Raw genomic sequence first — 18,482 nt, 5'->3', positions numbered from 1 at the left:
AGAGGGCGCCTGGGCGCCTGGGCGCCGCCGGTCCGCCCGGCCCGCCGGATGCGCGGTGGATCCGGACCGGTCGCCTCGGTCGGTGAGGACGGTCCCGGTCAGCCCAGGGCCCGGTCCAGGTTGAAGGCCGCGCTGATCAGCGCCAGGTGGGTGAACGCCTGTGGGAAGTTGCCCTGTTGTTCGCCGGTGTGGCTGATCTCCTCGGCGTACAGGCCGAGATGGTTGGCGTACGTCAGCATCTTCTCGAAGGCGAGTCGTGCCTCGTCGACCCGGCCCGCGTGGACCATGGCCTCGACGTACCAGAAGGAGCAGATGGAGAACGTGCCTTCGTCGCCTTGCAGGCCGTCGGGGCTGGCCTGGGGGTCGTAGCGGTAGACCAGCGAGTCGGATACCAGGTCCTGGGTCAGGGCGTCGAGGGTGGACAGCCACTTGGGGTCGGTGGGGGCGATGAACTTGCTGAGCGGCATCATCAGCACGGCCGCGTCCAGGACCTCACTGCCCTCGTGCTGCACGAAGGCCTGGCGGGTCTCCGACCAGCCCCGGTTGTGGATGCGCCGGTAGATGCTGTCGCGGGACTTCTGCCAGTGGATCAGGTCGGCGGGCAGGCCGCGCCGGCGGGCCATCCGGATGGCCCGTTCGATCGCCACCCAGCACATCAGCTGCGAGTACAGGAAGTTCTTACGGCCGCCGCGGGTCTCCCAGATGCCCTCGTCGGGCTGGTCCCAGTGCTCGCAGACCCAGTGGACGAGCGCGCACACGTCGTCCCACTGTTCGCTGGAGATGGGCTCCGCCCACTTGTCGTAGAGGTAGATGGAGTCGATCAGCGCGCCGTAGATGTCGAGTTGGAGCTGATCGGCCGCCGCGTTGCCGATGCGCACCGGCGCGGAGCCCTCGTAGCCCTCCAGATGGGGCAGCTCACGCTCCGCCAGGTCGGTGCGCCCGTCGATGCCGTACATGATCTGGAGCGGGCCGGAGGGTTTGCCGTCGCCCGGACTGATGTGCCGGGTCACGAACTTCATGAACGCCTCGGCCTCGCCCGAGAAGCCCAGCCGCAGCAGGGCGTAGACGCCGAAGGCCGCGTCGCGCACCCATACGTAGCGGTAGTCCCAGTTGCGTCCACCACCCAGTTGCTCGGGCAGGCTCGTGGTCGGCGCGGCCACGATCGCGCCGGTGGGGGCGTAGGTGAGCAGCTTCAGGGTGAGCGCGGAGCGGTGCACCATCTCCCGCCAGCGGCCCCGGTACTTGGAGGCCGACAGCCAGCGTCGCCAGTACGCCACCGTGGCGGCGAACTGCTCCTCCGCCTCCAAATGGGCACACCGGCGTGGCGTCACCCGGCTGCCGAGCTGGTCGAGGGCGAACACCGCCGACTCGCCCTCGGCGAGTTTGAACTCCGCCTGCGCGTCCTGTCCGTGGGCCTCCAGGGGGACGGTGGCGGTCAGTCCGAGCGAGAGCTTGGCGGACTCGAAGACGGCCATGTCCTCGGTCAGGCGGAGGGTGTGCGGCGCGGCGCCGTAGTCGAAGCGGGGTGCCACCCGGGTGCGGAAGGGGATGGAGCCGCGCACGCACAGCACACGCCGGATCAGCCGGTGACGTTCGGCCTCGGCACCCGGCTCACCGGTGACCGGCATGAAGTCCTGCACCTCGCCGACGCCGTCCTCGGTGAAGAACCGGGTGATCAGCACGTTGGTGTCGGGGAAGTAGAACTGCTTGGTCCGGGCCGGCACGGTCGCCGCCAGTTCGAAGGATCCGCCCCGGTCGGCGTCCAGGATGCTGCCGAAGACGCTGGGGGCGTCGAAGGAGGGGCAGCAATACCAGTCGATCGTCCCGTTCGACCCGACCAGGGCCACGCTGCGCAGGTCGCCGATCAGCCCGTGTTCGGAGATCGGCAGGTATCGCGCGCCATCCGGCGCGTCTCTGTCGAACGACGTCTCCGTCATCGCAGCCTCCTTCGGCCGGCCCGCATCACGCGGATTCCAGCTTAGGACGATCCCGTCCGGGGAGCGCCGGGAAGCCGCTCGGCTGGGCGTACCGTCGGGCGGCCCTGGCGGGCCTGGCGGCCCTGTCAGCCCTTGACGGCCGTCGGCGACCTAGACGTCTCGCACGCCTCGCACGTCTCATACGACGAGGACGCGGACCCCCGCCTCCTCGAACCGTCGCACCGTCTCGGCGTCGGCCGCGGTGTCCGTGACCAGCGTGTCCACCGACTCGGCCGGGCAGATCCGGGCGAAGGCGCGCCGGCCCAGTTTGCTGGAGTCCGCGGCGACGACCACCCGCTCGGCCCGCTCGCACAGCGTCCGGTTGATCGCGGCCTCGGCCTCGTCGTGGGCGGCGGCGCCGTGGGTGACGTCGAGGGAGACGACACCGAGGACCGCGACATCCAGCGTGATCTGTCCCAGCACGCCGTCGGCGAGCGGTCCGACCAGTTCGTACGACTGCGCCCGCGCGACCCCGCCGGTCACCACGATCTTGAACTGCGGCCGTACGGCGAGCTCGTTGGCGATGTTGAGCGCGTTCGTCACCACGGTCAGCGCGGGTGAGCCGGTGGCGAGGTCGCCTCGTACGGCCAAGGCCCGCGCCACCTCGGTCGTGGTCGTACCGCCGGTCAGCCCGACCGCCTCGCCGGGGGCGATCAGCTCGGCCACGGCCTTGGCGATGCGCTGCTTCTCGGAGGCGCGGCGGGCCGTCTTGTAGCGCAGCGGCAGTTCGTACGACACCCCGTGCACGACCGCCCCGCCCCGGGTGCGGACGAGCATCTGCTGCTCGGCGAGCTGGTCGAAGTCACGGCGGATCGTGGCGGACGAGACGTCCAGGTCGGCGGCGGCCTCCTCGACGTCCAGCCGGCCGCGCTCGACGAGCAGCTCCAGCAGCGCCTGCCAACGGGCGTCGCGCGACATCCGCATCTCTCCGTTCGTCCACGGCACTCGATCCACCGGCGACCTTAGCGCACCCCATTTCGTCCGGATGCTTGAAGATGCTCGGAAGCTGGCACTATCTTGCATGAATAATCACCGCAACGTCGTCCGGACAGTCGTCAAACGCTTGCTTGGACGACGGTCCGAACGCCCGTCTGGGCAGCTGTCCGAACGAACCACCTGAACACTCGTCTCCGGGGAGGGGCACGGCATGACCCATGTCGAGGAGGAGCTGGTCAGCCAGCCGGAGTGCTGGACACGTGCCGCCGCGGAGGCGGCGGGACATCGTGCGCTACTCCCGGCGCCGGGGGAGCGGGTCGCGGTCGTCGGCTGCGGCACCTCGTACTTCATGGCGCAGGCGGCGGCGGGCCTGCGGGAGGAGGCGGGACTGGGGGAGACGGACGCCTTCGCGGCCTCGGAGTTCCCCTACGGGCGGACCTACGACCGGGTCGTCGCCCTCACCCGCTCGGGCACCACCACGGAGGTGCTGGAGCTGCTGGCGCGACTGCGGGGCCGTACCCGCACGGCCGCGATCACCGCCGACCCGGACACACCCGTCATGGCCGCGGCCGACGACCTGGTGGTGCTCGACTACGCCGACGAGCGCTCCGTGGTCCAGACCCGCTTCGCCACCACGGCCCTGACCCTGCTGCGTGCCCATTTCGGACGGCACGGCGACGCCGTCGTCGCCGACGCCCGTACGGCGCTCACCGCCGACCTGCCCCACGAGCTGGTCGCCTGTGCCCAGTTCACCTTCCTCGGCCGCGGCTGGACCGTCGGTCTGGCCAACGAGGCCGGGCTGAAGATGCGCGAGGCCTCGCTGTCCTGGACCGAGGCCTACCCCGCCATGGAATACCGGCACGGCCCTATCAGCGTCACCACTCGGGGAACGGCCACCTGGATGTTCGGTGAGGCGCCCGCGGGGCTGGCCGGACAGGTGGGTGCCACCGGCGGCCTGTGGGTCGAGGGGCGCCTCGACCCGCTCGCCGAGCTGGTCCGCGCCCAACGGCTCGCCGTCGCGGTCGCGGCGGCCCGCGGCCTCGACCCGGACAGCCCGCGCCACCTCACCCGCTCGGTGATCCTCGCGTCCTGAGATCCCGGAGGTCTCAGCTCTCAGGAGTTGATCCCGGGCCCTCCCGCACCGGAAAGGAACGGCCGTGTCCCTCACGACCACCGGCGAGCTCGTCACCCGCGCCGCCGCGACCCGCTCCGCCGTCACCGCCTTCAACATCATCACGCTGGAACACGTCGAGGCCGTCATCGCCGGCGCCGAGGCGGCCGAGTCGCCCGTCGTCCTCCAAGTCAGCGAGAACGCCGTGAGGTTCCGCCACGGCCGGCTGCTCCCGCTCGCCCGCGCCGCGGCCGCCGCCGCCGAACGCGCCACCGTCCCCGTCGCGTTGCACCTCGACCACGTCCACAGCGACGCTCTGTTGCGGCAGGCGCCGGCCGCCGGTTTCAGCTCCGTGATGTACGACGCCGCCCGCCTGCCGTACGCGGAGAACCTCGCCGCGACCCGGGCCGCCGCCGACTGGGCGCACTCCCAAGGGCTGTGGATCGAGGCGGAGTTGGGTCAGGTCGGCGGCAAGGACGGAGCACCGCCGCTCGACCCCCACGCGCCGGGCGCGCGCACCGACCCCGCCGCTGCGCGAGCCTTCGTGGCGGACGCCGGCGTCGACGCGCTGGCCGTCGCGATCGGCAGCTCCCATGCCATGACCACCCGCACCGCGACCCTCGACCACGCCCTGCTGAAGGGCCTCTCCGACTCCGTCGACGTCCCGCTCGTCCTGCACGGCTCCTCCGGCGTCCCGGACGACGAACTGACCGCGGCGGTCTCCGGCGGCATCACCAAGGTCAACGTCGGCACCGCCCTCAACATCGCCATGACCGCGGCCATCAGGGACTTCCTCGCCGCGCACCCGGAGGCGGTCGACTCCCGCAAGTACCTCGGTGTGGGCAGGGAAGCGATGGCGGGGGCGGTGACCCGGATCATCGGAGTAGTGGGCTGACCCGCACCGACGCCCGAGGCTTCCACCGGACGCCGGACGCCGGACGCCGGACGCCGGACGCCGGACGCTGGGCGCCGGGCGCCGACGGCTTTACGGCGAGCGCCCCATGTGATCGTCCTTGCCGCCCCGCTCAGCCCCGTCTGACCGCCTTCAGCACCACGAACTTCGGGTCGCCCGCGACCAGTTGGCTGTTGCCGAACAGGCGTCGCAGTTTGACGTGGTAGCCCAGGTGCCGGTTGCCGATCACCCACAGCTCGCCGCCCGGCCGCAGCGCGCGCCGGGCTCCGGTGAACATCCGCCAGGCCGTCGCGTCGGTGGTCGCCTGGTGGGAGTGGAACGGCGGGTTGTTGAGGACGACGTCCACGCTGCCGGCCGGTACTCCGGCGAGACCGTCCCCGACCCGGAATTCGGCGTGCCCCGGCACCCCGTTCGCCTTGTACGTCGCCTCCGCCGACGCCACGGCCTGGAACGACTCGTCGACGAACAGCACCTCGGCGTCCGGGTTCGCCAGGGCCACCGCCGTACCGACGACACCGTTGCCGCAGCCCAGGTCCACCACCCGCCGGGTGCCACTGCTCTCGGGCAGGTGCTGGAGGAAGAACCGGGTGCCGATGTCGAGGCGGTCGGCGCAGAAGACGCCCGCGTGGTTGACGACGGTGCGACCGGATGCCGGACCGATGTCTCCGGGGAGCGGATAGGCGTACGGCCACGGATTCGCGGGCCGCTCCAGCGCGGGGTCCGGGGTGCAGAGGATCAGGCGCGCCTTCTGCTCGGCCAGCGAGGTGCGGGTCGGGCCGAGGACCCGGTCGAACAGCTGAAGCGTCGAGGAGTGGATCTCCTTCACCATACCGGTGCCGACCACGACCGTGCCCTCGTGTACCGCGGGCGCCAGCCGCAGCAACTGGTCCTCCAGGAGCGCCAGGCTCTTCGGCACCCGCACCAGGAGGACGTCGACGCGCTCGGGCGGGGGATCCTGGGTGGTGAGCAGGCGCACTGCCCCGGTCCCGACGCCGTTGCGGGCGAGGTTGGCCCGCGTCGCCTCCTGCGCGAGGAACGAGTCGGTGATCTGCGTCGGCCCGTGTGCCGCGAGCGCCGTGACCAGGGCGCCCCAGCGGTCGCCGACCACCACGACCGTGCCGGACAGCGGGATGCGCTGCTCGGCCAGGTACCGCAGGAGATACGCGTCGGAGGCGTCCCAGGCCCGCAGCCGTTCGCGCGGGTCCTCGGGGAACCGGGCCAGCGCGAGCTCGCCCCAGGGAGTTGTCATACGGTCGTTCATCGTGTGTCAAGGCTAGCCGAGCCGCAGCTCAGGACCGGTGGGGGAGGATGGTGGCCATGGACGCCGAACTGTTCCCCCGGGAGCGTACGGACGTCGCGCCGGGCGCGGTGCACCTGCCGGACTGGCTCGACGTCCCGGACCAGCGCGAACTGCTCGACGCCTGCCGCGCGTGGGCCCGCCCGCCCGCCGGGCTGCGCACCGTCGTCACTCCCGGCGGCGGCACCATGACAGCCCGGCAGGTCTGTCTGGGCTGGCACTGGTACCCCTACGCCTACGCCCGTACGGTCGCCGACGGCGACGGCTCCCCGGTCAAGCCCTTCCCCGCCTGGCTGGGCGACCTCGGCCGGCGCGCGGTGACCGACGCGCTCGGCCCGACGGCGGCCGCGTCGGCGGCGTACGACATCGCGCTGATCAACTTCTACGACGGTGACGCCCGCATGGGCATGCACCGCGACGCCGACGAGCGGTCCGACGCGCCGGTGGTGTCCCTGAGCCTCGGCGACACCTGCGTGTTCCGCTTCGGCAACACCGAGACGCGGACGCGCCCTTACACCGACGTCGAGCTGCGCAGCGGCGACCTGTTCGTGTTCGGCGGGCCGTCGCGGCTCGCCTATCACGGGGTGCCGCGGGTCCACCCCGGCACGGCTCCGGCCGTACTCGGACTGACCGGGCGGCTGAACGTCACCCTGCGGGTGAGCGGGTTGCGGTGAGCCGCTCCCGCGACGCCGGGTCCCGGCGGGGGCACCGGCCGGGCAGGCCGCCCGCGGCCACCCGGATCGCGGCCCCCGCGACCGTCCGGCCGCCACGTCCGGCACCCCCTTCGCCGTCGCGCTCCGACAGTCCTTCCTGGAGGTGACAGGGCCGCGGACGTCGGCACCCGAGCGGATCATGGGAGACTCCCCCTCATGAGCGGCAAGGCGGACCCCCGGCAGGCGGGGGAAGGGACCACCTCGAGGACGCGACTGGACCGGGGGCGCGGAGCGCTCGGGCCCGCGTTGGAGCTCGTGCACACCGGGCGCGCCCCGACCCGGGCGGTGCTCACCGCCGAACTGGGCGTCACCCGCGCCACGGCGGGTGCGGTCGCCGCGGAACTGGAGGCGCTCGGTCTGATCAGGGTCGACGCCCGGCCCGGCGCCGCCGCCGGCTCGCAGGGCCGCCCCTCGCACCGGCTCGACCTCGCCGAGGACGGCCCCGTGGCGCTCGCCGCCCAGGTGCACGCCGACGGGTTCCGCGCCGCGCTGGTGGCGCTCGGCGGCCGGATCGTCGCGACCGCCCCCGGCTGCGAGACCGTCGACGCCGACCCCGCGAAGGTGCTCGGATCCGTCGTGGAAGCGGGCGCCGAACTGCTGCGGCAGACCGGGCGGCGGTGCGTGGGCGCCGGGCTCGCCGTGCCGTCCGCGGTCGCCGAACCGGAGGGCCTGGCGCTGAACCCGCTGCACCTGGCCTGGCCGGCGGGGGCGCCCGTGCGGGAGATCTTCGCCGGGTGCGTGCGTGCCTCGGGCATCACCGGACCGGCCTTCGCGGGCAACGACATCAACCTCGCCGCGCTCGCCGAGCACCGGCACGGCGCCGGACGCGGGGCCCGCGACCTGCTGTGCGTGGCCACCGGGCATCGGGGCGTCGGCGGTGCGCTGGTGCTCGACGGGCGTCTGCACACCGGCAGTTCGGGCCTGGCGCTCGAAGTCGGCCACCTCACCGTCAACCCCGACGGCGGACACCCCTGCTACTGCGGCAGCCGCGGCTGCCTCGACGTCGAGACCGACCCGCTGGCCCTCCTCACCGCGGCGGGCCGGGCGCCGGGCCCCGAGGTGTCGCTGCTGAAGCAGGCCGACGACCTGATCCGCGACGAGTACGACGACCCGACGGTCCGCAGAGCCGTCGAAGCCCTGATCGACCGCCTCGGTCTGGGACTCGCCGGCCTGGTCAACATCCTCAACCCGGACCGGATCATCCTCGGCGGCCTGCACCGCACCCTCATCGACGCGGACCCGGACCGGCTGCGCGCGGTGGTCGCCGACCGCAGCCTGTGGGGGCGCAGCGGGGGCGTGCCCATCCTGGCCTGCTCGCTGGACCACAACAGCCTGGTCGGAGCGGCGGAGTTGGCGTGGCAGCCGGTGCTCGACGATCCGCTGGGAGCGCTGGCGGCACCGTGATCCGGTGTGCCGGTGGCTCTTCGTGAGGCGGGGTGCGGCCGGCTCTTCGTGAGGCGGGGTGCGGCCGGTGCTTCGTCGGGTGGTGTGCCGCCGGGGCCTACAGCGTCGCGCCGCCGTCGATCACCAGATCCGTGCCGACGACGGACGCGGCGGCGTCCGAGGCGAGGTACAGCACGGCCTGCGCCACCTCATCGGTCGACGAGATCCGGCCGAGTGGCGACACCTCCTTCATCCGCGTGGCACGGTCCGCCGACGACTCGCCGGGCCGCAACGACATGGCCGTGTCGGACGGGCCCGGGCTCACGGCGTTGATCCGCACGCCGTCCGCGATGTGGTCGAGGGCGGCCCCGCGGGTGAGGGCGGAGACGGCGGCCTTGGACGCGCCGTAGGCGGCGACCCCCCGCGCCTGCCGGTGGGGGCCCAGGTTCGACGAGACATTGACGATCGCGCCACCGCCCTGCTGGGCGCGCATCTGCCGGACCTCGGCGCGCAGGGCGAGGAAGACGCCCGTGACGTTGACGTCGAGCAGTGCCCGCCAGTCCTCCTCGGCCACGTCCGCGAGCGGCCCGCCACCACGGAAGACGCCGGCGTTGTTCACGGCGATGTCGAGCGAGCCGAACCGGTCCACCACCGTGCGGACCAGCGCGTCGACTTCCGCTGCGCTGCTCACGTCGGCGCCGACGGCGAGCGCGTCACCGCCGGTTTCCGTCACGAGGGCGACGGTCTCGTCGAGTGCCGCCCGCCCGCGCCCGGCCACGACGACCCGGGCCCCCTCGGCGGCGAACGCCAGGGCGACGGCCCGTCCGATGCCTGATCCGCCTCCGGTGACGAGGGCGGTGCGGCCGGTGAAGCGGGTACGGGGCATGGCGTGACGTTCCTTCCGGGAGGGAGTCGTGCGCTTGTCTATACCGATCATTCAAGAATGGCGAGCGCCTGTTCCGCCGCGTCCCGAACCCGTGTCGGGTCCGTCGAGACCTTGCCGACCACCCGCAGCCCCTGCATCAGCACCAGCAGCATGCGGGCCAGCGCCCGGGGTTCCCGGTCCGCGGGCAACTCGCCCTGCGCCTGCGCGCGTACGAGCGCCGAGTGCAGCAGGGTCTCCAGGTGTTCCCAACTGAGCTCCACCCGGCGGGCGGCCGCGTCGTCGTGCGGGGCCAGTTCGGCCGCCGTGTTGGTGACGAAGCAGCCGCGGGCGCGACCGTCGTCGTCGGCGGCCTCCGCGGCGAACCGCCGCACCACCGCGCGCACGGCCGGCAGCGCCGGACCGGGCTGGGACAACTCGCGCAGCAGACGGGGATCCCGCGACTCGCCGTATCGTTCCAGCGCCTTGAGGTAGAGGTCCCGCTTGTTGCCGTACGTGGCGTAGAGGCTCGCGCGGCCGATGCCGAGACGCTCCACCAGGTCGGCCATCGAGGTCGCCTCGTACCCGCGCCGCCAGAACAGTTCGAGGGCCGACTCCAGCGCCGCGTCCGGATCGAATTCCTTGCTCCTGGCCATGGCGTGACGCTAGAGCAATCAAGAATGATCGGTCAAGTATGGGTCCGGGTGCGCGCTTGCCGGGCCGCGAGGCAGCCGCAGGACCGCTCGCGCTGCGTTCGCCCGCTCCGTCCCCTCACCTGTGGCGCGGACTGCGGCACAATGACTCACGAACGTCCGCCGCGGTGGGCCGGACGAGGAAGGTGGCTGCGTAGTGCAGTGGCAGGGGACCAACTTCACTGTCGACGGACGCGAGCCGGCCGGCGCCGAGGACCACTACCGGATCGGCCTGCACTGCTGGAACAGCTCGCAGCACCGCGCCGCTGCCTCCTTCTTCCTGGAAGCCGCCGCGGCCACCGGCCACAGCGCCGCCGTAGAGCTCCTGGGGCACGTCGAGTACGTGCAGGGCCACTACGCGCGAGCGGTACCGCGGCTGCGGCAGAGCAACGGATCACCGCGGGCGGCCTACTATCTCGCCTCGCTGTACCACCAGGGCTGCCCCGAGGCGGGAATCACACAGTCGTACGACGAAGCGGCTCGCTGGTACCGTGCCGCGGCCGAACTGGGCGAGCCCGAGGCGATGCTCGCCCTGGGCGACCTGTACCTGGAGCGTCTGCTGCCCCTGACCCGCGCCCCCGCGGAGCACGCCCTGGAGCATTTTCTGGCGGCCGCCGCGCGCGACCACCCCTACGCCCAGTACCGTGCCGCCGAGCTCTACCGCACCCTGTACCGGGACACCGAGCGCGCCGCCGCGCTGTACCGGTCCTGTGTGGACAACCCGATGACGGGCCGCCACGCCCTGGGCTCGATGATGACCCTGCAGAGTCAGGCGCACCTGCGGGAGATGTCGGCGACTGGGACTGCTCGTCTGGAGCAGCAGCGGCGCGACGCCGTCAACCCCCCGCAGTTCCGCGGCGACTTCTACTGAGCCCCGCGGCCTCCGGGCGGTGGCCCTGGGAGAGGCCCGTCCGGCCGGTCCGGCGGGGCCGGGCCGGGTCCTTCGACCGTCGTCGTGACGTGCTCCCGGCGTCAGCTGCACGCCAGGATCCAGAGGAAGACGGCGGTTGCCCGCACCAGGTCTTCCGTCTCCTCGGTCTGGGCCCGCAGCGCCTCCGGTACGTGGTGCGGTTCCCAGGACGCCGGGTCCGCGGGCGGGCGCGGCTCGGCCGCCCACAGGCGCTCGATCTCGCCGGTGCTCGGCTGTAGCCAGGCGCAGGCGCGGGCCGTCGTGGTGAGGACCTCTGCCAGCGGGCCCGGGTTCCCGAGGCTGTCGCACGGCAGGGTGTCGGCGTCGCCGGACAGGGCCGCGGTCAGGTCGACCAGGTGCGATGCCCGGGCCAGCCAGCTCGGCGCCGGGTTCCCCGGGGTGGTGTGCCGGGCGGTCAGTTCCCGGTCCAGCCCGGTCCGCGTGCCGGTGGACCGTTCCCGCGCGGTGGGCTGCCATGTCCCCTGCTGCCGGAGGTCGTCCGCCCGCCGCGTGGCCTCGCGGACCAGGACGAGGGCCGTCGGCCAGTCGCCGCCCTCCCAGTCTGGCGTCGCCCGCAGTTCCCGGACGCGGTAGCCGAGTGTCGGCCGAACTCCGGCAGGGCGCGGCCGCGGAAGATCGGCCGTGATGTGGGCCTGCAGTACGGGCTTGACGCCGGCCATCGATTCGGCGCTGCCGATCCCGAGCCCGCTGGTGCGGGCGGCGTCGGGCACGGGACCGGACGCGAGCGGGTGGGTGCCGGGATCGTAGTAGCGCATGGTGTCGGCCAGGGGGACCTGGTCGACGAGGATCCCGGCATCGTGGGCGGCCCGCCACAGCAGCAGGCCCACGTTGTGCCGACGGCTTCCCCAGGGCCACTTGGCCCGTGGGGCGGGGTGCGCGGAGAACCGGCGGGGCGGCGGGGCGCCGAGGAGGAGGCCCTGCTCCTCGTGCCAGGCGACCAGAAGGCCTGCCTGGTGACAAGCCCGTTCCCACGCCCCGCAGCCGTACGCCGCCCAGTGCCTCGACTCCCACGCCTCTACGTTCACGTCCACGGGACGCACCGTATCGGGACCCCCACACCACCGCGCCGGGCGCCTGGTTCGGCTGACGCGCCGAGTCCTGACTCCGTCGGCCTCGAAGTCGCAGACGGTCGACGTCAGTTCGGCGACGAAGACGTCCGCGAGCCTGCCGCGCAGCACACGTCCAGCAGTCGTCGTCGTAGTGCATCGCCTGGTGCAGTCCCGTCGCGGCCACCGCCCGGACCCCGGTCTCCGGGCACAGCGGCGGCAGATCGGCGGCCCGGCGGCCCGGACCGTTACGGCGTCCCCTGCATGACGCTGTCCCCGCCCTGCGCCTGGAACACGGCCAGCTCCGCCCGATTCGCCCACGGCGACCGCCATGAACCCGGACAGCACACCTGGTGCCGTGGCAGGCGACGTTTGCCCGTGCCGGGCGTCGCGACGGGGCGAACGTTGCCTGCTGCGGCACTAGCGAGGTGAGAGCAGAGCGAGCAGGCTCCGGGCGGCCGTGTCGAAGGCGGCAGGTGAACCGGCGGCGCGGGCCAGGACGTAGCCGCCCTGGACGGTCGCGAGGATCGTCGCCGCGATCTCCTCGCCGTCGAGCCCGGGCGGGAACTGGCCCTGCTCCTTGCCCTCCTCGACGATCCCGGCGAGCCGCTCACGGATCAGGTCGAGCGTCTCGTCGACGGGGGCGCGCAGTTCGTCGCTGGCGATGATGTCCGGGTCCATCGTCAGCCGCCCGAGGGGACAGCCGCGCAGCACCTCGCGCTCGCGCTCGAGGTAGGCCCGGACGCGCTCGTGCGGGGTGCCCGGGCCGTCGAGGACGGACTCGGTGCTGGCCCGCAGTTCCTCGGCCGTCCGGCGGATCGCGGCCAGGGCGAGGTCCGGCTTGCCCTTGAAGTGGTGGTACATGCTGCCCTGCCCGGCGCCCGCGCGCTCCAGGATCGCCTTGGGGCTGGTGCCCACGTAGCCGCGCTCCCAGAGCAGGTCCCGGGTGGACTCGATGAGGCGCTCCGAGGTGTTCATGATCCAGCTGTACATACCAGTAGTTACAGCCGTCCAGGGATCCGGGGAGCAGTGGCGGGCGGCCCGCGTACTCCCGCTGGTGTACGCGCACTGCCGCTGGCCGTACGACGACCCGGCCCCCGTCCAGGGGCGAATCTCGAGACAACGCGGAAGCCCCGGAGAAGACCCGGCAGAAGACCCGGCAGAAGGCCGCGCAGATGGCCCCACCGCAGACCTTCCGCAGACCTCACCTCATCACCGACCTGACCTCATCAGCGACCTCACTACAGACCTCACTACAGACCTCACCGAGGAGATGCCCCGAGATGAACACCCTGGCCGACTGGGACGCCGGTCCCGGACCGTGGATCCTCTTCTTCCCGCTGATCTGGGCGGTCGTCGTGATCGGCGTCGTCACCGTCCTGCGCCGCACCGCCCCGCGTGGCCGCCGCGGTCCGTGGAGCGCGCTCGGCGAAGCCCGGCCGTCGGGCGACTCACCCGTCGCGGTCCTGGGCCGCCGTTTCGCCTCCGGCGAGATCGACGAGGACGAGTACTGGCGCCGACTCTCCGTCCTCGACGAGCAGTTCGGCCGCCCGGGCAAGGGCGGTGCGGCGTGACCCGGCCGACGCCGACGCCGACGCCGACGTCAACGGAAGCGTCCACCTCCACCGCGTCCCGGGCGGCCGCCCGTGTCGTCGACGCCGTGAAGGTCTACGGCGCCGGCGACACGGCGGTGCGGGCGCTTGACGGCGTGAACGTCACCTTCCCGGCCGGCCGCTTCACCGCGATCATGGGGCCCTCGGGCTCCGGCAAGTCCACGCTGATGCACTGCGCGGCCGGACTCGACACGCTCAGCTCGGGAGCCGCGTACCTCGGCGACACCGAGCTGGGCACGTTGGACGACCGCCGCCTGACCCTGCTGCGCCGCGACCGGATCGGCTTCGTGTTCCAGGCGTTCAACCTGGTCCCCACGCTGACCGTGGCCGAGAACATCACGCTGCCGCTGGACCTCGCGGGCGGCGGCCACGACGCGGAGTGGATCGACGAGCTCGTCGGCATCGTCGGCCTGCGCGACCGGCTGCACCACCGGCCGTCCGAACTCTCCGGCGGTCAGCAGCAACGTGTCGCCGTGGCACGGGCGTTCGCCGGCCGGCCGGACGTCGTCTTCGCCGACGAGCCGACCGGCAACCTCGACTCCCGATCCGGCGGAGAGGTGCTCGGACTCCTCGGTCACGCCGTGCGCCGGATGGACCGCACGGTCGTCATGGTCACCCACGACCCCGTCGCCGCCGCCCACGCGGACGAGGCGGTGTTCCTGGCCGACGGACGCCTGGTCGACCGTATGGACTCCCCGACCGCAGACAAGGTCCTGGACCGCATGAAAGCCTTCGAGGTGCCTTCGTGAACGCCTCCGTACGCCTGAGCCTGTCCTCCCTGCGCGCCCACCGGCGGCGCTTCGCCGGCACCTTCCTCGCGGTCTTCCTCGGTGTCGCCTTCCTCGCCGGGACGCTCGTCATGGGGGACACCCTGCGCGCGAGCTTCGACACGATGTTCGGCGAGGCCACGGCCGGTACGGACGCGGTCGTGCGCGGCGCCGACGCCATCACCACGCCCGGCGAGAGCCAGGGCGTGCGGCGGCCCGTCGCCACCTCCCTGGCCGCGACCGTCGAGCGGATCCCCGGCGTCGCGGCCGCCGCCCCCGAGATCCAGGGCGCGGGCCAACTCGTCGGCAGCGACGGCGAGCCCGTCGGCGGTCAGGGCCCGCCCACCCTCGCCGGCAACTGGATCACCGACGCGCGGCTCAACCCGTACCGTCTCGCCGAGGGCCGTGCCCCGGCCAGGTCCGGAGAGGTCGTGGTCAACCGCGGCGCCGCCGAGAAGGGCGGCCTGAAGATCGGCGACAGGACCGTCCTGCGCACCCCCGACCCGGTCGAGGTGACCGTCGTCGGCCTGGCGACCTTCGGCGGCGCGGACGGCATGGCACAGGTGACCTTCACCGGCATGACCCGCGCCGACGCCGAGAAGTACCTCACCGCCAGGCCCGGCCAGGCGTCGAGCATCCAGGTGCGGGCGGACCCCGGCGTCGACGAGAAGGAACTGGTCGCGCGGCTGACTCCGGTACTCCCCGGCGGAGTCGAGGCCATCACCGGTCAGGCGGCGGCGCAGGAGAACACCGACATGATCTCCAGCCAGTTCCTGACCGTCTTCACCACCCTGCTGCTGGTGTTCTCCGGCATCGCGCTGCTCGTCGCGACCTTCTCCATCCACAACACCTTCGCCATCGTCGTCGCCCAACGCGCCCGCGAGAACGCCCTGTTGCGTGCCCTGGGTGCGGCCCGCCGACAGGTGACCGAGGCGACGCTCGTGGAGGCGGCCGTCGTCGCCGTGACGGCGTCCGCCGCGGGCCTGGCGGGCGGCATCGGTATCGCCGCCGGGCTCCAGGCGCTGTTCCCGGCCATCGGATTCCCCTTCCCCGAGGGCGACCTGGTGATCAGCGGTCTGTCCCTGCTGCTGCCCCTCGTGGTCGGGATCGTGGTGTGTATCGGCTCCGCCGTCCTGCCCGCCGTACGCGCCGGCCGCACCGCGCCCCTGGCCGCACTGCGAGAGACGGCCGTCGACCGGTCCGGCTCCTCGCGCGCGCGGGCCGTCGTCGGCGCGGGGCTCACCGTCCTCGCGGTGGCCCTGACGCTCACCGGCGTCCTGGTCTCCCCGTCCCTGTGGTCGGCGGGACTCGGCGCGGTCCTCGCGCTGGTCGCCTTCGTGGTCCTCGGCCCGGTCGCCGCAGGCACGGCCGTACGTCTGCTCGGCGGCCCCCTGGACCGCCTGCGTGGTGTCACCGGCGCCCTCGCCCGGCGCAACGCCCTGCGCAGCCCGAGGCGTACGGCCGCCACCGCGAGCGCCCTGATGATCGGGGTTGCCGTCGTCGCGCTGTTCACCGTCTTCGGCGCCTCGCTCAAGGCGACCATGGACCGGACCGTGTCGCGGTCCTTCGCGGGTGATGTGGCCGTGAGCACGCCGTCCTTCGGGGCGGGCGGCAGCGGGCTCAGTCCGCGGCTCGCCGCGGCCGTCGGCGCGCTGCCCGAGGTGGACACCGCGGTGGGACTCGGCCGCGGCGTCGCCGAAGTCGACGGCAGCGGACGGGCGTTGACCGTCACCGACCCGAACGCCCTGGCCCGGACCTTCGACCTCGGCTCGGTCCAGGGTTCCCTGCGCGACCTCGGCATCGACGGCATCGCCGTCACCCGCGAGGAAGCCGACGAGCGGGGTCTGGCGACGGGCGACACCACCCGCCTCACCTTCACCGACGGCGAGCGGCGGACGTTCACCGTGCGCGCCGTCTACGGCCGGTCCGAACTGGCCGGCGACTACGTCATCACCCGCGCCGCCTGGGCCCCGCACCGCACCCAGGACTCCGACACCCTCCTGGCCGTCTCCTTCAAGGACGGAGTGGGCACGGACGACGGCAAGGCGGCCGTGCAGCGGGTCGCGGCGCGGTACGGCAACCCGGAGGTGCAGACCCGGGCCGAGTACGCGCGCTCCTCGGCGGGCGGCATCGACATGATGCTCACCCTGGTCTACGCGCTGCTCGCCCTCGCGGTGCTCATCGCGCTGCTCGGCATCGCCAACACGCTGACGCTGGCGGTCCACGAACGCACCCGCGAACTGGGCCTGTTGCGTGCTGTCGGACAGACCCGCTCGCAGTTGCGCGCCATGGTCCGCTGGGAGTCGATCCTGGTCGCCGCTTTCGGTACCGCGGGCGGGCTCGGCCTCGGCGCCTTCCTCGGCTGGGTGCTGGTGAAGGCCTCGGACGGCGCGAGCGACAGCGCCTTCGCCTTCGCGATACCGCCCGTGCGGCTCGCGGTGGTGGCGCTGGTCGGCCTCGCGGCCGGAGCCCTCGCCGGCGTGCGTCCGGCCCGGCGGGCGGCACGACTGGACGTGCTGCGGGCGATCGCCACCGAGTGACGCACCGTGTCCCGTACGACGGGACACGCGTCGGTCAGCGAGGTGGCGCAACGCAGGTCATCGGCCGGGTTCACCGAGGCCGGCGCACGCGGGTCATCGGCCGGGTTCACCGAGGCCGGCGCACGCGGGTCATGGCCCGGTCCACCGAGGTGGGCGCACGCGGGTCGTGGCCCGGTTCACCGAGGTGGGCACACGCGGGTCGTGGCCCGTCCACCGACGTGGGAGCAGGCCGGTCACCGGCGTGAGGGGCCAGCCGGACGTGGCTCGCGCACCGACGCGGGCGGACGCCTACCCCCGCCCGGTCACGGACGGCAGCACGCGCCGGTCACCGCCCGGTCAGCCGGCAACGGCAGACCGGGCGGGAGCGTGGGCCGGCCTGAGGTCGTCGGTCGTGACCTCGACCTCCGTGAACCGGTGCGCGGGCTTGTCCGCGACCGTACGGCGCACCGGGCGCGCGGGAGGAGGAGACGTCGGGAGCGTGAACCAGACGACCTTGCCGGACTCACCGTCCGGCCGGACGCCCCAGCTCTCGCTCACGGCGGCCACCAGGGCGAGCCCGCGTCCGCAGGTGGCCAGGGGTTCCGCCTCGTCGACCACGGGGAGGCGCGGGTCGTGGTCGTACACCGAGACCGTGAGCCGGTCGACCACCAGCTCCATCTCGACGGTGCACGTCTTGTCGGGCTGGGCATGGCGGTGGACGTTCGTCAGCAGCTCGGTCACGCCGAGCGCGGCGCGGTCTATGAGGGGGTCCATATGCCAGTAGCGCAACTGCGCAGATACGATTCTGCGGACCTGGCCGATCCGCGACGGCAGGGCTTGGAGCTCCACCGTGCAGTGCCTGCTTGGGTGACTGATCACGGCTGCGACTCCCCGACGTGAGGTCCGGAAGAACACGGATTCGGATCCAGCAGGTCTGCGCCAAACGGCCGCCTGCTGTCATGTCCGGCGGGCTGGTTCGCAGCGTTATCGCCGGTAAACCCAGAGTGACGTGAGACCAGCGTGGCCCAGGGGGTCCGCCGCCGCAACTCGCGGTGACTCAGCCGCCACGCCCCGCGGCCCTGCGCACGGCCTCGATGAACCGGCGTGCCGCGGGCGGTCCCGGCTCGCCGGGAGCGGGGTCGTGGTCACCCAGGGTCAGCGAGTACCGCGTGCCGTTGACGTCCGCCGAGGCGCGGTCCCCCGGCGCGAACCAGGGTTTCGACGCCCGCACCGCCTGCACCGGCGCGCTGTCGATCTCGCTGCCGTAACTCGTGAGCAACTCCAGCCTGCCGTCGCTGATCCGGACCTGTCCGGCCCGGGTGAGCGAGCGCAGTCTCTTCCCGATCCGCACGCCCGTCGCCGTGAACTCCGGCTCCGCCATGCCGTTCCGCCCCCTTGTGCGCGTGGGTCCGGTGGACCGCGCTCCTGTGTGGGTGATCCAACCCGTGGCGTGATCCAGCCCGATTCCGTGATCCGGTGTGTGCCCCGTCCGGGGCCTTCGTCCCGCCCGCTGAAGTCTGCCCGCGTACCGCGGTGAGCACCAGTACGCACCGCGTCCGAGCGGCGGTCACCCGGAGCACTCGCGCGAATGCGCCCCCCGGTGTCCGCCCCCCACGCCCGTACGCCCGTTCCCCAGGTGTCCTTTGGGTGGCCCAAAGTTGTGTTTATGCAGGTGAGATGCGGTGCGGAAGGTGCTTATGATCGAGAGGTCGGCCGCGCGACG

17 protein-coding genes are annotated in these 18,482 nt (G+C 72.9%); 8 read left to right on the top strand and 9 right to left on the bottom strand.

The window, feature by feature from the left end:
• Positions 1–98: 98 nt before the first annotated feature.
• Both ACFV0T_RS00295 and ACFV0T_RS00290 read right to left on the bottom strand, forming a co-directional pair.
• Positions 99–1,937: a glycoside hydrolase family 15 protein gene (locus ACFV0T_RS00295; RefSeq protein ID WP_385772750.1), complete on the bottom strand. Its 1,839-nt coding sequence runs from the start codon at positions 1,935–1,937 to the stop codon at positions 99–101.
• Positions 1,938–2,114: 177 nt separating this feature from the next.
• Positions 2,115–2,894 (bottom strand): DeoR/GlpR family DNA-binding transcription regulator, encoded by a 780-nt coding sequence (locus ACFV0T_RS00290; RefSeq protein ID WP_385772748.1) that lies wholly within the window; start codon positions 2,892–2,894, stop codon positions 2,115–2,117.
• Positions 2,895–3,123: 229 nt separating this feature from the next.
• Between ACFV0T_RS00290 and ACFV0T_RS00285 the strand changes: the two genes are divergently transcribed.
• A complete protein-coding gene (locus ACFV0T_RS00285) occupies positions 3,124–4,005 on the top strand; it encodes an SIS domain-containing protein (RefSeq protein ID WP_385772746.1) in 882 nt (293 codons plus the stop codon).
• Between the two features lie 64 nt (positions 4,006–4,069).
• Positions 4,070–4,918, top strand: coding sequence for a ketose-bisphosphate aldolase (locus tag ACFV0T_RS00280; protein ID WP_385772744.1), 849 nt, complete (start codon positions 4,070–4,072; stop codon positions 4,916–4,918).
• Positions 4,919–5,048: 130 nt separating this feature from the next.
• Here the strand turns inward: ACFV0T_RS00280 and ACFV0T_RS00275 are convergent, their stop codons facing one another.
• Positions 5,049–6,185, bottom strand: coding sequence for a methyltransferase (locus tag ACFV0T_RS00275; protein WP_385773407.1), 1,137 nt, complete (start codon positions 6,183–6,185; stop codon positions 5,049–5,051).
• Positions 6,186–6,253: 68 nt separating this feature from the next.
• Here ACFV0T_RS00275 and ACFV0T_RS00270 point away from each other — a divergent pair, with 68 nt between their 5' ends.
• Both ACFV0T_RS00270 and ACFV0T_RS00265 read left to right on the top strand, forming a co-directional pair.
• Entirely contained in the window at positions 6,254–6,907 is a 654-nt protein-coding gene (locus tag ACFV0T_RS00270; RefSeq protein WP_385772742.1) for an alpha-ketoglutarate-dependent dioxygenase AlkB family protein, read from the top strand.
• Between the two features lie 195 nt (positions 6,908–7,102).
• Entirely contained in the window at positions 7,103–8,350 is a 1,248-nt protein-coding gene (locus tag ACFV0T_RS00265) for an ROK family protein (protein ID WP_385772740.1), read from the top strand.
• 97 nt (positions 8,351–8,447) lie between these two features.
• On the opposite strand, the gene ACFV0T_RS00260 is transcribed toward ACFV0T_RS00265, so the two are convergent.
• A complete protein-coding gene (locus tag ACFV0T_RS00260; RefSeq protein ID WP_385772738.1) occupies positions 8,448–9,215 on the bottom strand; it encodes an SDR family NAD(P)-dependent oxidoreductase in 768 nt (255 codons plus the stop codon).
• Positions 9,216–9,262: 47 nt separating this feature from the next.
• Positions 9,263–9,847, bottom strand: coding sequence for a TetR/AcrR family transcriptional regulator (locus ACFV0T_RS00255; RefSeq protein WP_385772736.1), 585 nt, complete (start codon positions 9,845–9,847; stop codon positions 9,263–9,265).
• A gap of 193 nt (positions 9,848–10,040) precedes the next feature.
• Between ACFV0T_RS00255 and ACFV0T_RS00250 the strand changes: the two genes are divergently transcribed.
• Positions 10,041–10,754, top strand: a complete 714-nt coding sequence (locus tag ACFV0T_RS00250; protein WP_385772734.1) for a tetratricopeptide repeat protein — start codon at positions 10,041–10,043, stop codon at positions 10,752–10,754.
• Positions 10,755–10,855: 101 nt separating this feature from the next.
• On the opposite strand, the gene ACFV0T_RS00245 is transcribed toward ACFV0T_RS00250, so the two are convergent.
• Entirely contained in the window at positions 10,856–11,845 is a 990-nt protein-coding gene (locus ACFV0T_RS00245) for a hypothetical protein (protein WP_385772732.1), read from the bottom strand.
• A 435-nt stretch (positions 11,846–12,280) separates the two neighbouring features.
• A complete protein-coding gene (locus ACFV0T_RS00240; RefSeq protein WP_385772730.1) occupies positions 12,281–12,838 on the bottom strand; it encodes a TetR/AcrR family transcriptional regulator in 558 nt (185 codons plus the stop codon).
• A gap of 305 nt (positions 12,839–13,143) precedes the next feature.
• On the opposite strand from ACFV0T_RS00240, the gene ACFV0T_RS00235 reads away from it, so the two are divergent.
• From ACFV0T_RS00235 to ACFV0T_RS00225, 3 genes are read left to right on the top strand one after another with little or no spacing between them, the layout of a single operon-like run.
• Complete coding sequence (locus tag ACFV0T_RS00235) at positions 13,144–13,434, top strand: SHOCT domain-containing protein (RefSeq protein ID WP_385772728.1); 291 nt, start codon at positions 13,144–13,146, stop codon at positions 13,432–13,434.
• Positions 13,431–14,222, top strand: coding sequence for an ABC transporter ATP-binding protein (locus tag ACFV0T_RS00230; protein WP_385772726.1), 792 nt, complete (start codon positions 13,431–13,433; stop codon positions 14,220–14,222). The genes ACFV0T_RS00235 and ACFV0T_RS00230 overlap by 4 nt, the downstream gene beginning before the upstream one ends.
• Complete coding sequence (locus ACFV0T_RS00225; RefSeq protein ID WP_385772724.1) at positions 14,219–16,780, top strand: ABC transporter permease; 2,562 nt, start codon at positions 14,219–14,221, stop codon at positions 16,778–16,780. The genes ACFV0T_RS00230 and ACFV0T_RS00225 overlap by 4 nt, the downstream gene beginning before the upstream one ends.
• A gap of 336 nt (positions 16,781–17,116) precedes the next feature.
• Here ACFV0T_RS00225 and ACFV0T_RS00220 read toward each other — a convergent pair whose 3' ends face one another.
• Both ACFV0T_RS00220 and ACFV0T_RS00215 read right to left on the bottom strand, forming a co-directional pair.
• On the bottom strand, positions 17,117–17,638 hold the full coding sequence (locus ACFV0T_RS00220; protein WP_385772722.1) for an ATP-binding protein: 522 nt from the start codon (positions 17,636–17,638) through the stop codon (positions 17,117–17,119).
• A gap of 178 nt (positions 17,639–17,816) precedes the next feature.
• The gene (locus tag ACFV0T_RS00215) at positions 17,817–18,140 is read right to left on the bottom strand and encodes a hypothetical protein (protein WP_385772720.1); all 324 of its coding nucleotides are present in this window, start codon (positions 18,138–18,140) and stop codon (positions 17,817–17,819) included.
• Positions 18,141–18,482 lie beyond the last annotated feature (342 nt).

It is taken from the genome of Streptomyces sp. NPDC059582, assembly GCF_042735715.1.
Taxonomy (GTDB): Bacteria; Actinomycetota; Actinomycetes; order Streptomycetales; family Streptomycetaceae; genus Streptomyces.
Note: the sequence above shows the minus strand (reverse complement) of the source record. Positions and strands in the feature narration are given on the sequence as shown.

Bases quoted from the DNA above. Each gene is read 5' to 3' on its own strand.
- ACFV0T_RS00295 (WP_385772750.1), bottom strand. From the start codon at position 1,937: ATGACGGAGACGTCGTTCGACAGAGACGCGCCGGATGGCGCGCGATAC.
- ACFV0T_RS00290 (WP_385772748.1), bottom strand. From the start codon at position 2,894: ATGTCGCGCGACGCCCGTTGGCAGGCGCTGCTGGAGCTGCTCGTCGAG.
- ACFV0T_RS00285 (WP_385772746.1), top strand. From the start codon at position 3,124: ATGACCCATGTCGAGGAGGAGCTGGTCAGCCAGCCGGAGTGCTGGACA.
- ACFV0T_RS00275 (WP_385773407.1), bottom strand. From the start codon at position 6,185: ATGACAACTCCCTGGGGCGAGCTCGCGCTGGCCCGGTTCCCCGAGGAC.
- ACFV0T_RS00270 (WP_385772742.1), top strand. From the start codon at position 6,254: ATGGACGCCGAACTGTTCCCCCGGGAGCGTACGGACGTCGCGCCGGGC.
- ACFV0T_RS00265 (WP_385772740.1), top strand. From the start codon at position 7,103: ATGAGCGGCAAGGCGGACCCCCGGCAGGCGGGGGAAGGGACCACCTCG.
- ACFV0T_RS00260 (WP_385772738.1), bottom strand. From the start codon at position 9,215: ATGCCCCGTACCCGCTTCACCGGCCGCACCGCCCTCGTCACCGGAGGC.
- ACFV0T_RS00255 (WP_385772736.1), bottom strand. From the start codon at position 9,847: ATGGCCAGGAGCAAGGAATTCGATCCGGACGCGGCGCTGGAGTCGGCC.
- ACFV0T_RS00240 (WP_385772730.1), bottom strand. From the start codon at position 12,838: ATGAACACCTCGGAGCGCCTCATCGAGTCCACCCGGGACCTGCTCTGG.
- ACFV0T_RS00235 (WP_385772728.1), top strand. From the start codon at position 13,144: ATGAACACCCTGGCCGACTGGGACGCCGGTCCCGGACCGTGGATCCTC.
- ACFV0T_RS00215 (WP_385772720.1), bottom strand. From the start codon at position 18,140: ATGGCGGAGCCGGAGTTCACGGCGACGGGCGTGCGGATCGGGAAGAGA.